Source organism: Streptomyces sp. A18, from assembly GCF_059026065.1.
Genome location: NZ_JBWLKL010000020.1, coordinates 123,543 through 142,454 on the forward strand (window position 1 = coordinate 123,543; position 18,912 = coordinate 142,454).

The 18,912-nt window shown below is 68.3% G+C and carries 19 protein-coding genes; 14 read left to right on the plus strand and 5 right to left on the minus strand.

Annotated features, from left to right (window positions below; genetic code table 11):
• The first annotated feature begins 127 nt into the window (after nucleotides 1-127).
• Nucleotides 128-1,270: a sensor histidine kinase gene (locus tag AC5P1C_RS27290; RefSeq protein ID WP_493868599.1), complete on the plus strand. Its 1,143-nt coding sequence runs from the start codon at nucleotides 128-130 to the stop codon at nucleotides 1,268-1,270.
• 17 nt (nucleotides 1,271-1,287) lie between these two features.
• Nucleotides 1,288-1,983: a response regulator gene (locus tag AC5P1C_RS27295; protein ID WP_493868600.1), complete on the plus strand. Its 696-nt coding sequence runs from the start codon at nucleotides 1,288-1,290 to the stop codon at nucleotides 1,981-1,983.
• A gap of 7 nt (nucleotides 1,984-1,990) precedes the next feature.
• On the opposite strand, the gene AC5P1C_RS27300 is transcribed toward AC5P1C_RS27295, so the two are convergent.
• Entirely contained in the window at nucleotides 1,991-3,061 is a 1,071-nt protein-coding gene (locus AC5P1C_RS27300; RefSeq protein WP_493868577.1) for an aldo/keto reductase, read from the minus strand.
• A 148-nt stretch (nucleotides 3,062-3,209) separates the two neighbouring features.
• On the opposite strand from AC5P1C_RS27300, the gene AC5P1C_RS27305 reads away from it, so the two are divergent.
• From AC5P1C_RS27305 to AC5P1C_RS27335, 7 genes are all read left to right on the plus strand, one after another.
• Nucleotides 3,210-3,794 carry a TetR/AcrR family transcriptional regulator gene (locus AC5P1C_RS27305; RefSeq protein WP_493868578.1) on the plus strand — a complete coding sequence of 195 codons (585 nt, stop codon included), beginning with the start codon at nucleotides 3,210-3,212 and terminating at the stop codon, nucleotides 3,792-3,794.
• 86 nt (nucleotides 3,795-3,880) lie between these two features.
• On the plus strand, nucleotides 3,881-4,207 hold the full coding sequence (locus tag AC5P1C_RS27310) for a CU044_2847 family protein (RefSeq protein WP_493868579.1): 327 nt from the start codon (nucleotides 3,881-3,883) through the stop codon (nucleotides 4,205-4,207).
• On the plus strand, nucleotides 4,204-4,641 hold the full coding sequence (locus tag AC5P1C_RS27315; protein ID WP_493868580.1) for a trypsin-like peptidase domain-containing protein: 438 nt from the start codon (nucleotides 4,204-4,206) through the stop codon (nucleotides 4,639-4,641). The genes AC5P1C_RS27310 and AC5P1C_RS27315 overlap by 4 nt, the downstream gene beginning before the upstream one ends.
• A gap of 600 nt (nucleotides 4,642-5,241) precedes the next feature.
• A complete protein-coding gene (locus tag AC5P1C_RS27320) occupies nucleotides 5,242-5,808 on the plus strand; it encodes a hypothetical protein (RefSeq protein WP_493868581.1) in 567 nt (188 codons plus the stop codon).
• Between the two features lie 90 nt (nucleotides 5,809-5,898).
• Entirely contained in the window at nucleotides 5,899-7,281 is a 1,383-nt protein-coding gene (locus tag AC5P1C_RS27325) for a hypothetical protein (protein WP_493868582.1), read from the plus strand.
• The gene (locus tag AC5P1C_RS27330; RefSeq protein ID WP_493868583.1) at nucleotides 7,278-7,862 is read left to right on the plus strand and encodes a hypothetical protein; all 585 of its coding nucleotides are present in this window, start codon (nucleotides 7,278-7,280) and stop codon (nucleotides 7,860-7,862) included. The genes AC5P1C_RS27325 and AC5P1C_RS27330 overlap by 4 nt, the downstream gene beginning before the upstream one ends.
• A 15-nt stretch (nucleotides 7,863-7,877) precedes the next feature.
• Nucleotides 7,878-8,624, plus strand: a complete 747-nt coding sequence (locus AC5P1C_RS27335) for an ABC transporter ATP-binding protein (RefSeq protein WP_493868584.1) — start codon at nucleotides 7,878-7,880, stop codon at nucleotides 8,622-8,624.
• Nucleotides 8,625-8,825: 201 nt separating this feature from the next.
• Here the strand turns inward: AC5P1C_RS27335 and AC5P1C_RS27340 are convergent, their stop codons facing one another.
• On the minus strand, nucleotides 8,826-9,152 hold the full coding sequence (locus AC5P1C_RS27340) for a globin domain-containing protein (protein ID WP_493868601.1): 327 nt from the start codon (nucleotides 9,150-9,152) through the stop codon (nucleotides 8,826-8,828).
• A gap of 177 nt (nucleotides 9,153-9,329) precedes the next feature.
• Between AC5P1C_RS27340 and AC5P1C_RS27345 the strand changes: the two genes are divergently transcribed.
• The 5 genes from AC5P1C_RS27345 (at nucleotide 9,330) to AC5P1C_RS27365 (ending at nucleotide 14,287) form a co-directional block, all read left to right on the plus strand.
• The gene (locus tag AC5P1C_RS27345; protein WP_493868585.1) at nucleotides 9,330-9,917 is read left to right on the plus strand and encodes a YdeI/OmpD-associated family protein; all 588 of its coding nucleotides are present in this window, start codon (nucleotides 9,330-9,332) and stop codon (nucleotides 9,915-9,917) included.
• 1,374 nt (nucleotides 9,918-11,291) lie between these two features.
• Nucleotides 11,292-11,804: a hypothetical protein gene (locus AC5P1C_RS27350; protein ID WP_493868586.1), complete on the plus strand. Its 513-nt coding sequence runs from the start codon at nucleotides 11,292-11,294 to the stop codon at nucleotides 11,802-11,804.
• A 160-nt stretch (nucleotides 11,805-11,964) separates the two neighbouring features.
• The gene (locus AC5P1C_RS27355) at nucleotides 11,965-13,146 is read left to right on the plus strand and encodes a sensor histidine kinase (RefSeq protein ID WP_493868587.1); all 1,182 of its coding nucleotides are present in this window, start codon (nucleotides 11,965-11,967) and stop codon (nucleotides 13,144-13,146) included.
• Nucleotides 13,143-13,862, plus strand: coding sequence for a response regulator transcription factor (locus AC5P1C_RS27360; protein WP_493868588.1), 720 nt, complete (start codon nucleotides 13,143-13,145; stop codon nucleotides 13,860-13,862). The genes AC5P1C_RS27355 and AC5P1C_RS27360 overlap by 4 nt, the downstream gene beginning before the upstream one ends.
• A 143-nt stretch (nucleotides 13,863-14,005) precedes the next feature.
• A complete protein-coding gene (locus AC5P1C_RS27365; RefSeq protein WP_493868589.1) occupies nucleotides 14,006-14,287 on the plus strand; it encodes a hypothetical protein in 282 nt (93 codons plus the stop codon).
• Here the strand turns inward: AC5P1C_RS27365 and AC5P1C_RS27370 are convergent.
• The 3 genes from AC5P1C_RS27370 to AC5P1C_RS27380 all read right to left on the minus strand — a co-directional run.
• The gene (locus tag AC5P1C_RS27370; protein ID WP_493868590.1) at nucleotides 14,225-16,219 is read right to left on the minus strand and encodes a DUF2264 domain-containing protein; all 1,995 of its coding nucleotides are present in this window, start codon (nucleotides 16,217-16,219) and stop codon (nucleotides 14,225-14,227) included. The genes AC5P1C_RS27365 and AC5P1C_RS27370 overlap by 63 nt on opposite strands.
• A gap of 48 nt (nucleotides 16,220-16,267) precedes the next feature.
• Nucleotides 16,268-17,287 carry a hydroxyacid dehydrogenase gene (locus tag AC5P1C_RS27375; RefSeq protein WP_493868591.1) on the minus strand — a complete coding sequence of 340 codons (1,020 nt, stop codon included), beginning with the start codon at nucleotides 17,285-17,287 and terminating at the stop codon, nucleotides 16,268-16,270.
• 30 nt (nucleotides 17,288-17,317) lie between these two features.
• A partial coding sequence (locus AC5P1C_RS27380) for an alpha-mannosidase (RefSeq protein ID WP_493868592.1) occupies nucleotides 17,318-18,912 on the minus strand: 1,595 nt, incomplete at its 5' end.

The window sequence follows — 18,912 nt, forward strand, 5'->3', positions numbered from 1 at the left end:
CCGCCACGACTACGCTCGTCCGGTGAACGGTCTCCGGAAAGCCGCACGGGTTCGGCTGCTTCAACTCCCGCGGCCATGGCGCCAGTTCGACGTGACACCTTGGTATCTCGCGCTCGGTCCGCTGCTGATGGCCGGGTCGTTCGTACCGTCGATGCAGAACCACGGCACGCAGGTCGGCGGGGTGCCGGGCCGCGCCTTCGACGCACTCGCGGTCGTGGTCATCGCCCTTCAGTGCCTGCCCCTGATGGCGTGCCGACGGTGGCCCGCGGCCTGCCTGGCCCTGGTGTCGCTGGGCTTCGCCGCCGACCAACTGCTCGGCTACCACTCACTGGCGGGCACGGGCCTTGCCCTCGCGCTGCTGGGCGCCGGGTCCCGGCTGGAACGGCGCCGGCGCGCCACCGCGCTGGTCCTCTCGGTGGCGTACGTACCGCTGGCCTTCGCGCTCTCCCGGTTCGGATCGGGCGAGCCGGCGAGCGAGTTCGTGCTGTTCTACGTGGTGACGGCCCTGGTGTGGGGCATGGGAACCTGGCTGCGCTCCGCCCGGAATGCGGAGGCCGAGCGCAGGCGGCATGTCGCCGAGGAGACCCGCACCGCCGAACGCACCCGCATCGCCCGCGAGTTGCACGACGTGGTTACCCACCATGTGACGGCGATGGTCGTGCAGGCCGAGGCGGCCCGCTACCTGACCGCCTCGCCCGAACGCCTCGACCAGACCCTGACCGCCGTATCGGACACGGGCAGGCAGGCCATCAGCGACCTGCGGCACCTGCTCGACCTGCTCAATCCCGACCACGGCACCGGCCACGGATCCCACCATGGATCCGACCATGGTTCCGGGCTCGGCGGTGTGCCCGGCACAGGAGCGGCGGAGGTCAGGACGCCGCACGTCGGGCGGGTCGGCTCGCTGGTGGAGCAGACGCGCCGGGCGGGGCAGCCGGTGGAGTTCACCGAGGAGGGCACCCCGGCGGAGTCGACCGGCAGTGCCGACCTGGTGGCTTACCGGGTGGTGCAGGAGGCTCTGACGAACGCCCTCAAGCACGCCCACGGCATCCGCACATCGGTCCGGGTCCGCCATGGCGAGAAGGAGATATCCGTGGAGGTCAGCACCGAGGCGCTCGGACCGCGGGCGGTGTCCCCCGGCGGCAGCGGGCGGGGCCTGGCCGGTCTGCGGGAGCGGGTCGACGTCCTGGGCGGCGAGTTCAGCGCGGGCACAGGCGCGGGCGGCGGTTTCGTCGTGCGAGCGCGCATCCCTTCGGGGAGCCCGTCGTGAACGCCGGTGAGCCGGTCGTGGCCGCCTCCTCCGCAGGCGGGCTTTCGGGCGGGGCAGCACCCATCCGGGTCCTGGTCTGTGACGACCAGGTGTTGATCCGCACCGGCCTCGTGACGATCATCGACGCTCAGCCCGACCTGGAGGTCACGGGCGAGTGCGGGGACGGACAGGCCGCCGTCGACCTCGTCGGGCGGCTGCGTCCGGACGTCGTGGTGATGGACATCCGTATGCCGGGGCTCGACGGCATCGAGGCCACCCGCCTGCTCGCGGGCGCCGGAGTGCCGTTTCCCGTCAAGGTGCTCGTGGTGACGACGTTCAACCTGGACGAGTACGTCTACGAGGCGCTGCGCGCGGGGGCCAGCGGTTTCCTGCTCAAGGACGCGCCGCCGGACCGGCTGCTGCACGGGATCCGGACCGTGGCCGCCGGCGCGGCCCTCCTTGACCCCGAGGTGACCCGCCAGCTGGTGGGCAGGTACGCGACCCGGATCAGGCCCGCCGACGGCGGCTCGGCGCGGGATGTCCCGCTCACCCCCCGCGAGTTGGAGGTGCTGCGCTTGATCGCGGACGGCCTGTCCAACACCGAGATCGCCGCGGCGCTCCTGATCAGCCGGGAAACCGTCAAGACCTTCGTCTCCCGCATCCTCACCAAACTGGGCCTCCGTGACCGCGTACAGGCCGTCGTGTACGCCTACCGCCAGGGCCTGGTCACCTGACCCACCGTCAGCGGCGGGCCTGGATCTTCAGGTCGCCGCGGGTCTCGACGCGGATGTGGTCGCTCGCGAGCATGGCGTGGGGGAATCCGAGGTCGATCGCGCTGACCTCGTCCAGACGCGCCAACTGGGCCGGGGTGAGGTCGACTTCCAGAGCTCCCAGATTCTCCCGCAGCTGCTCGGTGGTTCGAGCCCCGATGATCGGCGCCGTCACCCCCGGGTTCTGCAGGGTCCAGGCGAGCCCCACCTGAGCCGGGGCGCGACCGAGCTCATCGGCGACCTCCTTGACCACGTCCACGATGGCGAGGTTGCGCTCGGTCACTCCGCCGAGTGCCAGGTTGAAGTTCTTGCGTGCGCTGTCGCTGTCGCTCTCGACGGACGGCGACGCGGTCAAGTCCTGGCGGCTGTACTTGCCGGTGAGCACCCCTCCCGCCAACGGCGACCACAGAACCGTCCCCAGCCCCAACTCCTGCGCCATCGGCATGAGGTCACGCTCCCCGGTACGTTCCACCAGGTTGTACTCCAACTGCAGTGCCACCAACGGCGACCAGCCTCGCAGGTCGGCGATCGCCTGCATGCGTGAGATCTGCCAGGCGGGAGTGTTGGAGATGGCCACGTAGAGGACCTTGCCCTGCCGGACCAGGTCGTCCAGACCTCGGAGGATCTCCTCCACGGGTGTGGTGGAGTCCCACACGTGCAGGTAGAGCAGGTCGATGTAATCGGTGTTCAGCTGTCGCAGACTGGTCTCGACCGCCCCGAAGAGGCTCTTGCGGCTCGCACCACCGGAGTTGGGGTCGCCGGGCCGGCGCAGGGTGGTGTACTTCGTGGCCAGGACCAAGCTGTCCCGCCTGTTCCGGGTGAACTCACCGAGCATGCGCTCCGAGGTTCCGTTGGTGTAGGTGACGGCCGTGTCGATGAAGTTCCCGCCGCGCTCGACGTAGAGGTCGAACAACTTCCGCGCCTCGTCCTGCTCCGCGCCCCAGCCCCATTCGTTGCCGAAGGTGGCCGCCCCGAGCGCGAGCGGCGAGACCCGCAGGCCCGAACGCCCCAGCTGACGGTAGGTGTCGAGAGTGAGTGGCATGGTCTTCTCCTGTGCTTGTGGGCATAGCGCCATAGAGGGAGTAAGCGGAGAGGTCCCCGCTTCCCCGCTCGCACCACCGTACACTGAAGCGGAGACTTCCCCGATTAGCCCGCACTCAGTCCGCCACCCACCTGAACCACGAAGGCCCATGACACCTCCACGAAGCCCCCTGCGCGCCGACGCCCAGCGCAACCGAGAGCACCTGATCGCCACGGCCGCCGAGGCCTTCGCCTCCGGGAAGGCGATCTCGCTCGACGCGATCGCCAAACGCGCGGGCGTGGGCAGCGGCACCCTCTACCGGCACTTCCCCACCCGAGAGGACCTGGTCGAAGAGGTCTACCGCGACCAGATCCGCCCCCTGCGCGAAGACGCCCGAGCCCTCCTGAAGACCGAGCGCCCCGCACAGGCCCTCCACTCCTGGATGCGCCGCTTCGCGGCGTGGGCGGGCGAGCGGCGCGGCGTCTGCGAGGCCCTCGTCGCCATGAGCGCCACTGGACGCTTCGGCACCGGGCCGGTCTGCGACGAGGTCCAGGGAATCCTGGGGATGGTGCTCGATGCCGGCGCCCAGGCAGGAGAACTACGCGGCGACATCGATCCGATCGACGTCGGCGGCATCCTCGCCGGCGTACTCTCCGTGGCCGGCGCGCCCGAACAGAGTGCGCAACTCGACCGCATGCTCACTGTGGTCGTGGACGGGCTGAGGGCGCGCCAGGCGGATCGAGAACGCCTGTGAGCGCGTGAGGGGGCCCCAACCCCTCCCCGCTCAATGCGACTTGATGGCGAACTAGACTACGGCCACGTCCAACGGGGAGGCCTGGTATGTCGGAGCGAGTGGTGTCGTATGCCCTCGACGACGAAACGATCGTACGGTTCGAAATCGATCCGACGGAGGAGTTCCACCAGGTCAGCAGTGCGGACGTGGTGGGCCGGGTTCGCGAGGCGGCGCGCCCCGCTGTGGAGGCCGCCCGCGCGGTCCTCGATCAGGCGGTGGCACTGAAGCCCGCGGAGGTCCAGGTGAAGTTCGGCGTCAAGGTGAGCGGCACGGCCAACTGGTTCGTCGCCAAGGCCGCGACGGACGCGAATTTTGAGGTGACCCTGACGTGGCGCCCCGCCAGCGCAGCGGACGGGGCCAGCGATTCTCGATGAATGCCGCTCCCGGCTCGGGCCCACGCCCCGGCACCGACGCCTGGGTGGCCGCTGTCCACGGCTCCGAGCACGACGAGAGAGCGCTGGGTTCCGGCTTCCTCATCGACGACCGACGAGTCCTGACCTGCGCGCATGTCGCCTGCCCCACCTGGGACAAGCACCTCGGACTGTGGGTGACGTTCCCCAAGTCCGACCAGTTGCTGGGCCGTTGCTTCCCGGTGCGCGAAGTCGTCGCGCCCGAGCCGGTGGCCAAGCGGCGCGCGCAGGACGTGGCGGTACTGGTGCTCGCCGAGCCGATCCCCGGCGGGGCGGCAGCACGCCTTCGTCGGCCGACGCCCCCCGACCTGGTGGGCGAGGCATGGTACGCGCATATTTCGCGCCGCCACTTCCCTACCGGACCGTACTGGCGCCAGCCGCCCAGACTCTCGAGGTGATCTCCACACCGCTGCGCGCCGTCACGGCCGTCTCACTGAAGGCATCCACACCGACAACGACGATGATCCGTACGCTCCCTGAACCCAGGCCCGCACAGGCACCATCCACCACGACCTGATCGCCCGCCCGCCCCGACTCACCACCAGAGCAAGCACGTTGACCCGACAGTTTCCCCGCGCTACCTGTGTTGACCACGAGGGTTGTTGACAGAGGGGCGGTCCCGTGGCTGGCATCGGACAGCGATCCCCAAACAGTCTCCACGCGCCCACGACCCGCCGAAGACGAGCAGACCCGGATCATCCGGCACGACCGGCTCGGAGGGCTGATCCATGAATACACGCAGGTCGGGTCGTGTAGCGGGTGACATGGGTTATCGGCACCCACAGGGGAGGGCCCGAAGAATTGGGTATTTCTAGTCATCATTACAGCCATGTATCAGCCAAAGATTGCAGCTGATGCGGAGGCGTGGCCTCCATCACAGCGGGTGACGACCCCTTCTGTTTAGGTGATCTTCACCGAACGGGCACATAATCGCCACTGCATCGAGTGGAAGTTCAGCTGTGCCCAAGGCCATTACTTTGAGGGGGACTTCTAACACCATGACCACCGCTACGCCCAGACGCCGCGTACTCGCCCGCACCTCCGCAGTGCTCGTGAGCGCCTTCGCGGCGACCACGATGCTCACCGCAGTTGCCACCGCCGACGACACCGACCCTGCCGGTGGCACCGACGACGCGGGCACCGTCAGCCTCGACGAAGAGGGCTTGTTCGAACTGCCCTCCTCCGACAACGGTGAGGTCCAGACCCGGAATTTCACCAGCAGCCTCGGGGGCTGGCTTCCCAGCAACCACGAATCCAGTCACTGGTCTGACAACGACTACACCGAGATCAAGTTCACCACCTGCACTCTGAGCGGCGCCACGGGTAAGTCCCTGCACGTCCAGCTGCATCAGGCCATCCCGTTCAGCCTGGACAAGAGCCTGGGCTCGAAGCGCTTCACGAACTGCTTCAAGGGGTCGGGCAAGACCTCAAGGGGTGAATGGGACACGCATGTCTCCAGCGGCGACAACCGCTACTTCACCATCCCCAAGCACAACGACTCCGAGCACAGCCGGACCTCCCTGTCCGTAAAGAAGGTCTACGTCGACACGTCGAAGGCAGATTAGTCGTCACGGCTGAAGTGGCATGACGTAGAGCCGGGAAGCGCCCACGCGCTTCCCGGCTTCCCCCATTCTTCACAGAGCGGCCTCGTTTCCTTGAACCTTCGCACCCGACTGCGCACCACCCCAGCCGTGTGGACCGCGCCGATCTGGCTCGGAATCATCGGCTTCTACTACTTCTACGCCCTGCATTTCGAAGACTCCTATCAGGAAGTCATCGACGGACCGCTCTGGGCGCCCGAACAGGTCGAAGTAGCACTGTCCTACTTCTACGCCTTCGCCTACGCCATCACCCTTGGGCTCGCAGTGTGGGAGGGCGGGCGGTTGAAGCGGGACGGAGTGTGGCAACTCGCCCCGGGTCGGTCCCGCTATCGCGTGGCCGCCCACACGCTGGCACCTGTAGTCGCCGCGGGTTGGCTGGTGCTTGTACTGCCAGTGGTCATGCGACTGATCGAGACCCGGCTCATACCGACCCCCACCGCCTTGGCGCCTCTAATCATGGCCATGGGCAACGTGGGCGCGTACACGGTGATCGGCTGTGCCCTCGGACACCTCACTCCTCGCATGATCAGCGCACCGTTGTCTGCCGTCGCCGTGTTCTACGTGATCGTCGAGACAGTGAAGTACGACGCCCCGACGTGGCCCCGGCACGTCTCGGGCCAGCCCGACACATCTCTCGGGTTCGGCGAGGAATACGGGGCCGCCACGCTCTTCATTCCCTTCCTCTTCATCGCCGCTCTGGCAGGGGCGGCAGGTGTGTGGTGGATTCGTACGGCAGGCCCAGGCCGGTGGGCGATACGCGGCGCCGCCGCCGTGGCAGCCGTGGTGCTCATGACCACATGCGCCCAGGCCGCAGGAGGCTGGGCCATCGCCGACGGCCCCGTCACCTCGCATCACGCCGCGGCGCGCTGCGCTGGCAGCGCGCCGCGGGTGTGCATGGCCGAGACCGGCGGCGCGGTGGAGAAACTCGACCAGGTACGCCAGCAGATCGTGACGTCAACGGCCAAGCTGCGTGCCGCAGGAGTCAAGGTGCGAGTGCCCGCCACCGTGTCCGACAGTCTCCTCAACGGCCGGGACCGCAAAGCCTCGTCGAACACCACCTGGTGGCTGCCGCTCTCCCGGCAGGCCGGACAGACGGAGGGCGGCATGACTGCCATCCGATATGCCGTGCTGCGCAACAGTGTCACCTTCCCCTGTGCCTTCCCCTCTTCCTTCGAGTCCGCGCCCTCGGCCGACTACGTCGTCAACCACGACGCAGCCGTGTTGTGGGCCGCCACGGTCATCGACGCGGACCAGCCCTATCTGGCATGGCGCAGAGGCGAGTACGGCGGAACATTCAAGAATCCCCGCCAGGTCCTGAACAAGGTCACGGAACGCGCCGACAACGCCTTGAAGCTCCCTGCCGAGCAGCAGACCTCCTGGTTCCACCAAGAGCAGGCCAAGGCCTGCCGCCTCGCCGACCAGGGGACCGAGTCGTGATCTGGTGGATCAAAGCTCGTCGCCTACTCCCCGTGCTCCTGCCCGGCACTGCGGCATGCATCCTCGTCGTCGCCCTCGCGCACGATCGGGCCATTGATCTGCCCGGCATGCTGACCGTCGGCACCAACCAGGTTTTCCTCATGCAGCTCATCCCCCTCCTGGTCACCTCCACTCTCGCCCACTGCCTCACCCAGCGTCTGGACGAGGCCGAAGTGGTGGCAACCCGAAACCTGCGCCGCCTCGACATGCTCACAGTCCTGACGTGCGTCTCAGTCGTGGCAGTGGCCGGAGTGGCCATCGGCGCCGCAGCAGGTTCCGACGAAGCCGCCACGGTCGGACGCAACACCGCCTTCCTCACCGGCCTCATGCTGCTCGCCGAAGCCGTACACCCCAAGGCCGCCACCGTGGCACCGGTCGGATGGGTGTTCGCCATCATGTTCCTCGGTCACTCCGACTACCACCGCCCCTGGCCCTGGGCCGTGACCCTGCACTCCCCTCCCCACCTCCCCGCCCTCCTCGTCTGCCTGATCGTCTTCATCGGCGGCCTCATCGCCCAGGCCCGCATCCGCCGCACCATCTGAAAGGCCGCCCCGCTCATGCCCGTTGAACTCCATGCCGTGTCCTACTCCTACGGCCGCAACAAGCCCCGCATCCTCGACCAGCTCACCTACACCACTCCGCACGGCTTCACTGTCCTGCTCGGCCCCAACGGCGCCGGAAAATCCACGCTGCTCAAGCTCGCCGCCGGCGTCAACCAGCCCACCACCGGCGCAGTACGCCTGGGCCGACTGACCTCGACGACCCGGGAGTACCGCACCAAGGTCGCCTGGATGCCCCAGAGCATCACCGCGATGACCGGCCTCACCGCCCGCGAACAGGTCGCCTACACGGGCTGGCTCAAAGGCATGAACCGCACAGATGCCTGGGATTCAGCGGCCACCGCACTGGACCGGGTACAGATGAAAGAACGCGCCGACATGAAGACCAAACAGCTCTCCGGCGGTCAGCTGCGACGTGTCGGCGTCGCCTCCGCCCTCGTCCACGAGGCCCGCATCCTGCTCCTTGACGAACCCACCGCCGGAATGGACCCCACCCAGCGCCGTGTCTTCCGCGATCTGATCCTCCGCCTCGCCACCGACGAGGTACAGGTACTAATGTCCACCCACGACGTCGCCGATCTCGCCGAAGAAGCCGACCAGGTCACGCTCCTCAGCGAAGGCCTCATCACCTTCACCGGAACCACCCGGGACTTCCTCGCCCACGCCCCCGCCCAAACCCCTGCAGGGCGACAGGCCGAAGCGGCGTACACCGCCATCTCCACCCATACCCTCTCCTCCAGGTAGTCCATGCACAAAACTGCTGGGCCAGGAACCGATTCGAGGGGCTCAGGAACTGTGGCGGCCCCTCGAATTCGCCGGGTGTCTGAGGGGTCCATCAGGGCAAGCGCCTTCAGATTCTGGCCGCCTTGCGGGCCCACGAGCGCACTCGTCAGCGACGTGAACCCGCACCGAGCACAGCGGTGTTGATCCGTCAGAGCGTCACGGCTACCGAGCGGGGCAGCCCGGACGTGCGGTGTGGCATCCACCAGAGGCATCGGCGGAAGCCAGCATGAGCGTGACGAAGCGCTCGCGCTGCTCGTCGCTGATGTTCAGCCCCTGGTGGGCGCGGAAGAGCGCCCCGAAGCCGCCCACGTCGTCGCTGAAGCGGCGCGGGCCGCCCAGCATCTCGGCCAGGAACGCGGTGAGATGGTCCGCGTGGTGCGGGCTGCCGTACCGGAAGAGCTTGCCCAGCAGGCAGTCCTCCAGGACCGCCGCATGGAAGTGCTCGGCCGTCCTGCGCAGCGGGTCCTCTCCGCCTACGTGCTCGAACATGGTCGCCACCACGGGCCTCCTCGTCTGGCTCATCAGGCTCCGAGGCCACACGCTAGGTCGGACTTGCGGTGTCAGCTGCTCAAGAATGCGCAGTCCCCGCCAGTTCGGGACCGCCGGCACCGGCGGTACACCGCCGCCCGGTTGACCGCGTCCGCCCGATGGCCTTTTGTACGACGTATGGCTGGATCATCGAGTGCACAGGACCCGATCCTCGGCTTCGCCGCGCAGCAGGACTGGGAGGAATGGCTGGCGCAGAACCACGGCGGGGTCCCGGGGGTGTGGCTGAGAATCCCCAAGAAGGAGTCCGGGCTGGAGGGCGTCGACTACGCCACGGCGCTGGAGTCGGCGCTCTGCTACGGCTGGATCGACGGGCAGAAGAAGAAGCTGGACGAGCAGCACTGGCTGCAGCGCTTCACCCCTCGCCGGTCCGGCAGCAAGTGGTCCAAGGTGAACCGGGACAAGGCCACCCGACTCATCGAGGAGGGCCGGATGCGGGCGCCGGGCCTGGCCGAGGTCGACAGGGCCAAGGGGGACGGCCGCTGGGCGGCGGCCTACGCCAGCCAGAGCAAGGCGACGGTCCCCGATGACCTCCAGTCCGCGCTGGACGCCGCCCCCGCCGCCCGCGAGTTCTTCGGCACCCTCGATAGCCGCAACCGCTACGCGGTGCTGTACCGCATCCAGGACGCCAAGAAGGCGCAGACCCGGGCGGCCCGGATCGAGAAGTACGTGGCGATGCTCTCGGAGGGCGAAAAGATCCACCCGTGACGGACCTCGCCAGTTCCGGGCGACCCGTCAGCACGGTTCGCCGGAGAGCAGCTTCCGCACCACCTGGTACACCAGCGAAACGATCACCCGGCCAGGATTCCAGCAGATATCGCTGCCTCGCCAGACCGTCTCTGAGCAGTAGCGACGAGATTCCGAACGGCACAGGCATGCCCCGCCCGGTGGGCCCCTCTCACCTTTTGCGTTCAACATCTCCATTCGCTCAGCAACCACCACCAGAAACCGATATACCGCCCAAACGGAATCGGTCATGGGGTCAAGGATTCGCATGACCCCATACCCCGACGTCCGGATATGGGGCCACCACTCCCGACCCCATACCCACAAACCCACCCGATCGACGGGGAGCCGCAGGTAACAAACCGGACACCGATGTGGACGTGCGGGCAAGAAACCGAATATGCGCGCAGCGGGTCGAGTAGGAGCAAACAGGCAAGGGGACACGTGGGAGCATGCTCCCGCTCCCCGCTCCCACCTGGGAGCGGCCGGACAACAGAAAAAGGGGCCGTTCGAAAACGGCCCTTCACCTGCGACGTTCTACAGTTCGAACTAGTTGGGACGACAGGAATTGAACCTGCGGCCCCTTGACCCCCAGCGGTGCGGTCGCTCCCGCATGAGCCCTTCAAGTCTCCAGTGGGCCATTGAGAGCTACTCCCAGCGACTGCACGGCTGTTCGCGGTACTACACACCCAAGGTTCACAGTTCAGCGCTTCGGAGAGAGGTTGCCAGGCGACTTCCTACGGTACGCGCGTCTATCGCGCCGCCAAGTCTCTTCTCCTGACGAGGCACCATGGGCTGGCGGCCAGTATCCCGCCTACTACACGCCGTTGCCCGACGCCGGGCGCTGTTGGGCGACGCTGCCATCAGGAGAGCGCCCCTGAGCCCCAGACCGAACCCCCCTTGAGCGCACCTGCCCACCAGGCCACTTGCCCGACGTGTCATCGAACCCTGCATCAGCTTCCGCTGCCCGTTACGAGTACAACCAGCCCGGCGGCCTGGTCCACGTGGACGTCAAGAAGCTCGGCAAGATCCCCGACGGCGGAGGCTGGCGGGCCCACCGTCGCAGAAAAGACGTACGCGGACGCGGCATCGGCTTCTCCCACGTGTACGCCGCCGTGGACAACCGCTCCCGCCTGGCCTACGCCGAAATCCTGGCCGACGAGAAAGGCGGGAGCGCCCGGCAACGGAAAGAGGTCATTCGCAAACGACCTCCAAGGCAAGAAGGCCACCGACCCCGGGACCAAAGCTGTCGTGAACGGGGGCATCAACTCAACCCACGGGTTGACGGCGCCCTCAACCCCAAGACCAACTCAAGGGCCGACGCCCTCAACCGCCGCACGCGCCAGGCTCGAAAGCATGACTACAACCGACTACCTGATCTCCGCCGTCCTGGTGCTCCTGGTCATCCCGCAGATTCGCGGGACCCGCCAGACTTTGCGCAACGCGCTGCTGCCCGTCGTGGCCGTCGCGGCTGCGGCCGCGTACTACCTGAAGTCCTTCCCCACCCAAGGCAACGACCTTCAGCTCGACCTCATCGGAGTCCTCGTCGGCGCGGCCCTGGGCATCGCATGCGGTGCGACAACCCGCATGAGCCGTGATTCCGACGGCGTCGCGCTGGCCAGGGCAGGGGTAGCCGCCGCGGTTCTGTGGATCGGCGGCATGGCTTCGAGGGCCGGGTTCGAGATCTGGGCCACGCACAGCGGATCGGCCACCGTCGCGCAGTTCAGTCGAGACAACCTGATCACCGGTTCGGCGGCGTGGACCGCAGCGCTTCTGTTGATGGCCTTGGCCCAGGTGCTTTCCCGGCTCGCAGTGGTCCGCCTCAAGGCCCGTCGGGTTACATCCTTCGGCGCCCACGCTGCGGTATGACGCGGTGCCGCGGCGCCATCGCGGGCTGGCTCCAGACCCCCTGTTCCCGCGCTCATCCACCTCCGGGGCAGTGTCAGGTGCGCAGCTCACAGGCCGCGTCCCTATTCTTCAGCACATGATGGACCTTCCGGTTGGTGCACCCACAGCGGTCAGTCCCCGAATGACTGCCGCTCTGGCCGGCGTCGGCGAACGTCGTGCCCGCCGCGGGCAACGCCTACGGCCGGTGCTGTGGGGCATCCTGGCCGCCATTGTGCTCCAAACCCTCTACGCGGAGCCCGAGCCGGGAGTGAACGGCGTACATCTCGCCGTCACTCTGACTCTCGTCGGCTGCGTCCTGCCGTTGGCCGCGGTGGCCTCAGGCCTCTGGCAGGTCCTCACCCCGCCGGCCTGCTTTACCTTCTGCCTGTTGACCAGCGGTTTCGGACTCGCAATGGGCGTCCTTCAGCCCGATTCGATGCAGGTACTTCCCCTGTCGGTAGCCGTGCTGACCGCGTTCCTCGTGCTGCGCCGGCGGCAAGCGGTCGCCCTCGGCGTCCTTCTCACGGTCGGCTTGGTGGCTGGTGCCCTGGCCGGGGCGGGCGCCGGCCCTGCCACGCTCCTCAGTCAGTTGCTGTTCTGCATGGTGCTCGCACTGATGGGTCTCAGCATGCGTCAGGCGGGCGACAGCGAGGAACGCGCCGAACTGTTGCTCGCCCAGCTGGAAGACGCCCGCGAGGCCGAAGCCGAGGCAGCCGCATTGGCCGAACGCACCCGCATCGCCCAAGACCTGCACGACGTCCTCGCCCAAACCCTTTCCGGGCTTGCCGTACAAATTCAGGCCGCACGACGCATGGCACGGCGGGACCAGGTCGATGAGGACCTACGGAGCCTGTTGGATCGGTCCGGGAAACTGGTGAAGGAAGGTCTTGGCGATGCCCGTCGGGCCGTGGGCGCGCTCCGCGGACGGCAGACGCCCTCACTGGACCGCCTTCCGGAACTGGTGGAGCGTTACCGAGTGGACCTGGAACTCGACGTCGTCCTCTCGGTCACCGGAGCACAACGGCCCCTGCCCGAGGACTCCGGCCTTGCTCTCTACCGCGGCGCGCAGGAGGCACTGACCAACGCGGCCCGCTACGCGCGCGGAGCCCACACCACTGTGACGCTCCGCTACGAACCAGCACGAACAGTACTGACAGTCGAGGATCGACGGGACGGCGCCCTGAGCCCGCCACCGTCACCGCTGGCCGTAGGTTCCGGGCTCGGTCTTGCCGGAATGCGTGAACGGTTCGACCAGGTCGGTGGCAAAGCCAGCGCCAGAGGCACTGCGCGGGGCTGGAAAGTGACGATGGAGGTACCGGCATGACGGATTCTGACAGCCCCGCCCTCCACGAGCGGATCAGCGTCCTTGTCGCCGATGATCAGCAGGTCGTCCGCAAGGGACTTGTCCTCCTCATCAGCATGCTGGAGGGCATTGAGGTGATCGGCGCTGCCCGTGACGGCGCGGAAGCGGTAGAGCTCGCGCTGCAACTCCGCCCGGACGTCGTCCTGATGGACCTCAGCATGCCGGTCCTGGACGGAAGCGCTGCGACCAGGGCGTTGCGGGAGCAGGTGCCGGACAGCGCCGTACTGGTGCTGACCACGTACGCCGACGACGACTCCATCTTCCCGGCATTGGAAGCAGGGGCGCGCGGCTATCTGACCAAGGACGCGGACGACGATGAGGTGGAAGCGGCGATCCGGCATGTACACGCAGGCAGAACGTGGCTCGACCCCGTGGTCCAGGCCCGCCTGGTCTCCGCCGTCCGGTCCGGCGAGACGTCGGCGCCTACGACGTCCGGGCCCCAGCGCCTCGCCCAGCATGGCTCCGGCACACTTCCCGACGGCCTGACACCAAGGGAGGCCGAGGTGCTCGTCCTCATCTCGCGAGGCCTGAACAACAGGGAGATCTGCGCCCAACTCACGGTGAGCCCCGCAACGGTGAAGACACATATCAACCGCATCTTCACGAAGATCGGGGCAACAGACCGCGCCCAGGCCGTGCGCTACGCCTACCGGAACAACCTTGCCGACCGCGGCTGAGCGTTCGGGCCGTACGCGGGTCGAGGGTGGGCACCCGGGTGGTTTCCCGCGCGACGTCCGGCCTGTCGGGTTCCAGAACTCGGCCTGGCCCGGTGACCAGCAGCGATGGGTTGAGCACCACGCTCCGGGTAGGAGCTCAGACTGTGTCGCTACGCCTGCTCTATCTGGTCTTCGCGCGCCTAATCGGCCGGCTGGCGCTTCAGTGCCGTTCCTCAACGCCCAAGGACATCGAACTGCTGGTCCTGCGGCACGAGGTCGCGGTGCTGCGCCGCACGAACCCCGAACCATGCTTCGACTGGGCCGACCGTGCGTACCTCGCGGCGCTCATCGAGCAACTCGCCCGCGCCGCATTGCTCCAGGGCCTACCCCTCAACCGACACGGCGAGGCTATTGGCGATGAACAATCCCCGCGGCGGGGCGGGTAGGCAAATGGTGTCACGTATGCCGTCGGGCCAGAACACGTCCGTGAGTAGCTTGCTTCCCTGGGCCCGCGTGATGATCTGCGGCAGAGCGTCAGGGGCGGCGGCTCCGAGGTGGACGAAGGCGACGTGGGCGGTGCCACATGGGGCGGGCCCACAGCTTTCCACCACGGGGGTGGCCGAGGGACTGCCGAGCGCATTGCTTTCGCGTCCGACAACCACCGAGGCACGTGGCAGCCCTTGTACACCAACGACGATCGAGTGCAGTCCGTCGGAACCCACGATCCGGGCGGTTTCGCCGTCCTCGCTCTCCGGAGCGAACCCGGCGTCCACGGGCAGGGCCCAGCCACCGATCCGCAGGGTGTGGCCGTTCGTCGTAGCGGGCCCATCGTGGGCCGGGTCGATTCGTACGGCCCGCACTTCGACCGACCCACGCAAAGCGGAACCGACCGTGATCCAAGGTCCAAGCGTGTAACGGGTGTCGGGGCCACCGAAGGGATCCCATGTCGCGTCCTCGGGCCAGTGTGCGCGGGAGCGCGAGACGGCCGTGGCGTTCTCCAGGGATACGCGGGTGGCAGGGCGACGGTGGGAGGCCCGGCCCGCCGCGTCAAGCAGGACCACCGCGTTGTCGAGCGGGTCGGCGTCCGCACTGCCGCCCGCGACGGTGGCATCGCCTGGGGTCTCGGGGGCTGTATGTGTCGAGTAGGCGAAGCGCGCGTAGCAGGGGTCGTCGGCGTGGGGGCGGGCCGGATCGGCGTGGTCGCCTCCGTGGTTGACGACACGGACGACTCCATCCGCGACGGTCCCGGAGACGAGCCAGCCGGGTGCGGCCAGGGTGCGCGTGAAGTCACCTTGCTCCACGGCGAGTTCGGACTCCTCCTCGGTCCACACCGGGTGGTTCGGTGGCAGGGCGATCCCGATGAAGCCCTTGCTCGCCCAATACGGGGACGCCGGCCCCGAGTACACCTGGAGGATGCCGCGGTAGGGGCGGTGCCAGCCGAGCGTCAACAGTCCCTGTGTATCGAGGGCGCCATGGTCGGTGAAGTGGTCGAGCATGCGGTTGGCGATCGCCCGGGTCTCGCCCGGCGCGAGAGGTGTGGCGTCGAAGAAGGCGCCGGACCACAGCGAAGCCAGCGCGGCATGGCGGTAGGTGAGCGAGCGGCCCTGAACGAGCGGTGATCCGTTGGCGCCGACCAGGTGCCGCTGGTCCTCGAGGAAGCGGCGCAGCCGGGCGCGATAGCGGTTCAGGAGGCCTGGGGGCGCCGCGGCACCGAGGATTCGGCAGAACCACAGGGGGTACAGGTGCATGGCCCAGCCGTTGTAGTGGTCGAAGTTGCGGTGCTCACCGCCGGTCAGACCGTCGGAGTACCAGCCCTCGCCCGCATACCAGCCGTCCGTCAGAGCCATGATCCTGTCGAGGTCCTGCTGGCGCCAACTGCCGCCCGCAGTACGGGCGAACGCCTCGGTGATTCCCTGGAACCAGATCCAGTTGTTGCCGGGCATCGCCTCGCCGACCATCGGCGCGAGCCAGGCGAGCACCCGCTGGCGGACCCCGTCGTCGAGGCGGTCCCAGATCCACGGCCGGGTCTCGTGCAGCGCGAGCGTTATGGACGCGGCCTCGACCTTGGCCTGGTTGCACTCCGCAAAGGTGGGCCAGCGGTCCGGATGCCCCGGATCGGTGCCGGCGGCCAGGCCCGCCGCGTACCACCCGGAGAGGTCGTGTGGATCGTTCCCGGCCGCGCCCGCCAGCCGGAAGGCGGCGAGCAGGAAGGTGCGGGCGAAGCCCTCGAGGCCGTCGCTGTGTACGCCGTTGAAGCTCGGCACGCCGGGCAGGTGGATCAGCGCCTGTCCATCGGTGGCGTACGGGCGTACGGCGAGCAGCATCTGATCCGCGGTCCGTTCCCAGCGGCGGCGGTCCTCGGCGGGGGTGCGGTTCATCGGTGCTGGGTCTCCTTGCGTGGTCGTACGTACCTGATGCGTCCCGGTTCAGGCGAGGCGCGGCAGGGCCTCGCGGGTGACCTCGCCCCGCAGCGGCCGGCCCGTCAGCCAGCGCTCGACCTCCGCGACCGCGTACTCGCCGAGGCGCCGGGTCTCGCTGCCCTGCGCGCCCGCGATGTGCGGCGTGAGCAGGACATTGGGCAGGGACGTCAAGGGATGCCCGGACGGCAGGGGTTCGGGGTCGGTGACGTCGAGGTAGGCCTCCAGGCGACCGGACGCGCACTCGTGCGTCAGCGCCTGTGTGTCGACCAGGGCACCCCGGGCGGTGTTGATCAGTGCCCCTCCGTCGGGCATGAGCGCGAGCATGGCGTCGTCGAGCAGTCCGGTCGTCTCCGGCAGAAGCGGGGCATGGACGCTGACGACCCTCGACCGCCTGCAGAGGTCGGCGAGTTCGACCCGCTGGACTCCGAGGCGACGGGCCTCGGTGTCCGTCAGGTGCGGGTCGCTCACCAGCACCCGGTAGCCGGCTGCCTCGGAACGGTTCAGTTCATCGATGACCCGGCGTCCGATGCGTGAGGCCCCGACGATGCCTACGGTCAGTCCGTCGGCGCCCATGCGGGCGCCGAACTCCGGCCACCCGTCGGCGTATCCGGCCGCCATGGCCAGCGTGCGCCGCGCGGCCAGGGTGATCAGGGCGACGGTGTACGAGGCGACGGGCCCGGCATTGGCGTCGGCCGCCGACGAGACGACGATGCCGCGTTCCCACAGCGCGTCGCTCACGAGTGACTTGACGCTGCCCGCGGCGTGGACGACCAGGCGTAGCCGGAGAGCCTTCTCCAGCATGTCGGCCGTCAACCGGGGGCAGCCCCAGCCGCTGATCAGGACCTCCGCCTCGGCGAGCGCGGCCTCCAGGCCGGGGCCCGGCTCCGGGCTCGACGGAGCCGGGAGCAACCGGACCGAACGGGACAGGCGGGTGCGCAGCGCCGACGGGAGTACCAGGTCAGCGGCATCGGCGCCCATGACCGACACTGCCGTGGGCCGGTCGGAGCGTTCTGCTCGGGTGCTCATGGCAGGAGTCCTCTTTCGATACGGCACCGGTCACTCACGGGGCAGGCGCAAGGTCACCATCTGGAACGGGCGCAGGGCGAGCACAAGTCCGCCGTCCGCATCGGGTAGCGGTTCGGCATCCCGGAGCGGGCGTTCGAGCAGGTCCGTGAGCGCAGCGCGATCGATGGCGAAGCCGTCGACGCGGACGGTGGCGCGGGCGCGGCCGCCGTGCGCTTCGTAGACCCGTACGACCAGGTCACCGCTGCGATCGTCAGCCAGTTTGACCGCACTGACCACGACGGCGTCGTTGTCGACGTTCACCAGCGGCACGACGCTGTCGCTCGTGCCGCTGACACGGCGCTCCGGCAGATGGGCTCGGTGGCCCCAGCCCGGCTCATCGACATGCACGAAGCGGTGGTTGCAGGCCTCGAACTTGGCCCACTCCCAGCTCGTGTTCTGGTGGGTGGGCCGGTGGACGTGCCCGAACTGTGTCTCTGAGGCGTACCGGTCGGCCTTCACGTCCAGAGGGAACGCCAGTTTCAGGAACTTCTCCCTTTCGTGCCAGTCCACCTCGGTGTCGATGTCGAGCCGCTTCGTGTCCGTCGGAACGGACAGATGTTGCACGACGCGGGAGCGGCCGAAGGCGCGTTCGACCCGCACCGAGGCGCCGTCGACCCGCACTTCGACCACATCGGTGAGGTCGCTTCCGACGTTCCGATAGAAGGCATCGACGTCCCAGGCATCCCACTGGTTGGGGAAGTCGGGGTGGAGCTGGAGGAGGTTCGCCGCCAGTCCGGGCGCTATCGCCTCCCGGCAGGCGGACCGGTCGTAGGCGGAGACGACCATGCCCCGTCCGTCGACCTCGACACGCAGGAGGCCGTTGTCCAGGACGTAGCCGCCACCCTCGCGCTCGACCGGTGCCACGGCGTCGTCCGCGTCATCGCGCACCGACGCTCCACCGGCCGGGACCGAACGTCGGGTGTGCGGCGCCGAGTTGAACATCAGTTCCCGCGTGCCCTCCCCCGCCAGGGCCCGCTGCGCCCCCGCGATGATCGCTTCCAGCTCCCCGGCGATCCGTGCGTACGTCTCGCGCGCCTCGCGATGCACCCAGGCGATGGAGGAGCCGGGCAGGATGTCGTGGAACTGATGCAGCAGCACCGTCTTCCAGATGCGGTCCAACTGCTCATAGGGGTAGGCGAAGGCGGTGCGGGACGCGGCGGTCGCGGCCCACAGCTCCGCCTCGGTCAGCAGCGCCTCGCTGTGCCGGTTGCCCCGCTTGGTACCTGCCTGGCTGGTGAGGGTGGCGCGATGGAGTTCGAGGTAGAGCTCGCCCACCCACACCGGTGGGTCCGGGTACTCGGACTCGGCCTTGGCGAAGAAGTCCGCGGGCGTCTCCCACTGGACGGTCGGCGCGCCTTCCAAGCTGCGCATCCGGGCGGCCTTGGCAACCATTTCGCGGGTGGCGCCTCCCCCGCCGTCGCCGTAGCCGGTCGGTGCGAGGGAGCGGGTGGCTGCGCCCTTCTCCTTGAAGTTACGGGCCGCGTGGCCGAGTTGACTGCCCGTCATCTCGCAGTTGTAGGTGTCGACGGGCGGGAAGTGCGTGAAGATGCGGGTGCCGTCGATGCCTTCCCAGTTGAAGGTGTGGT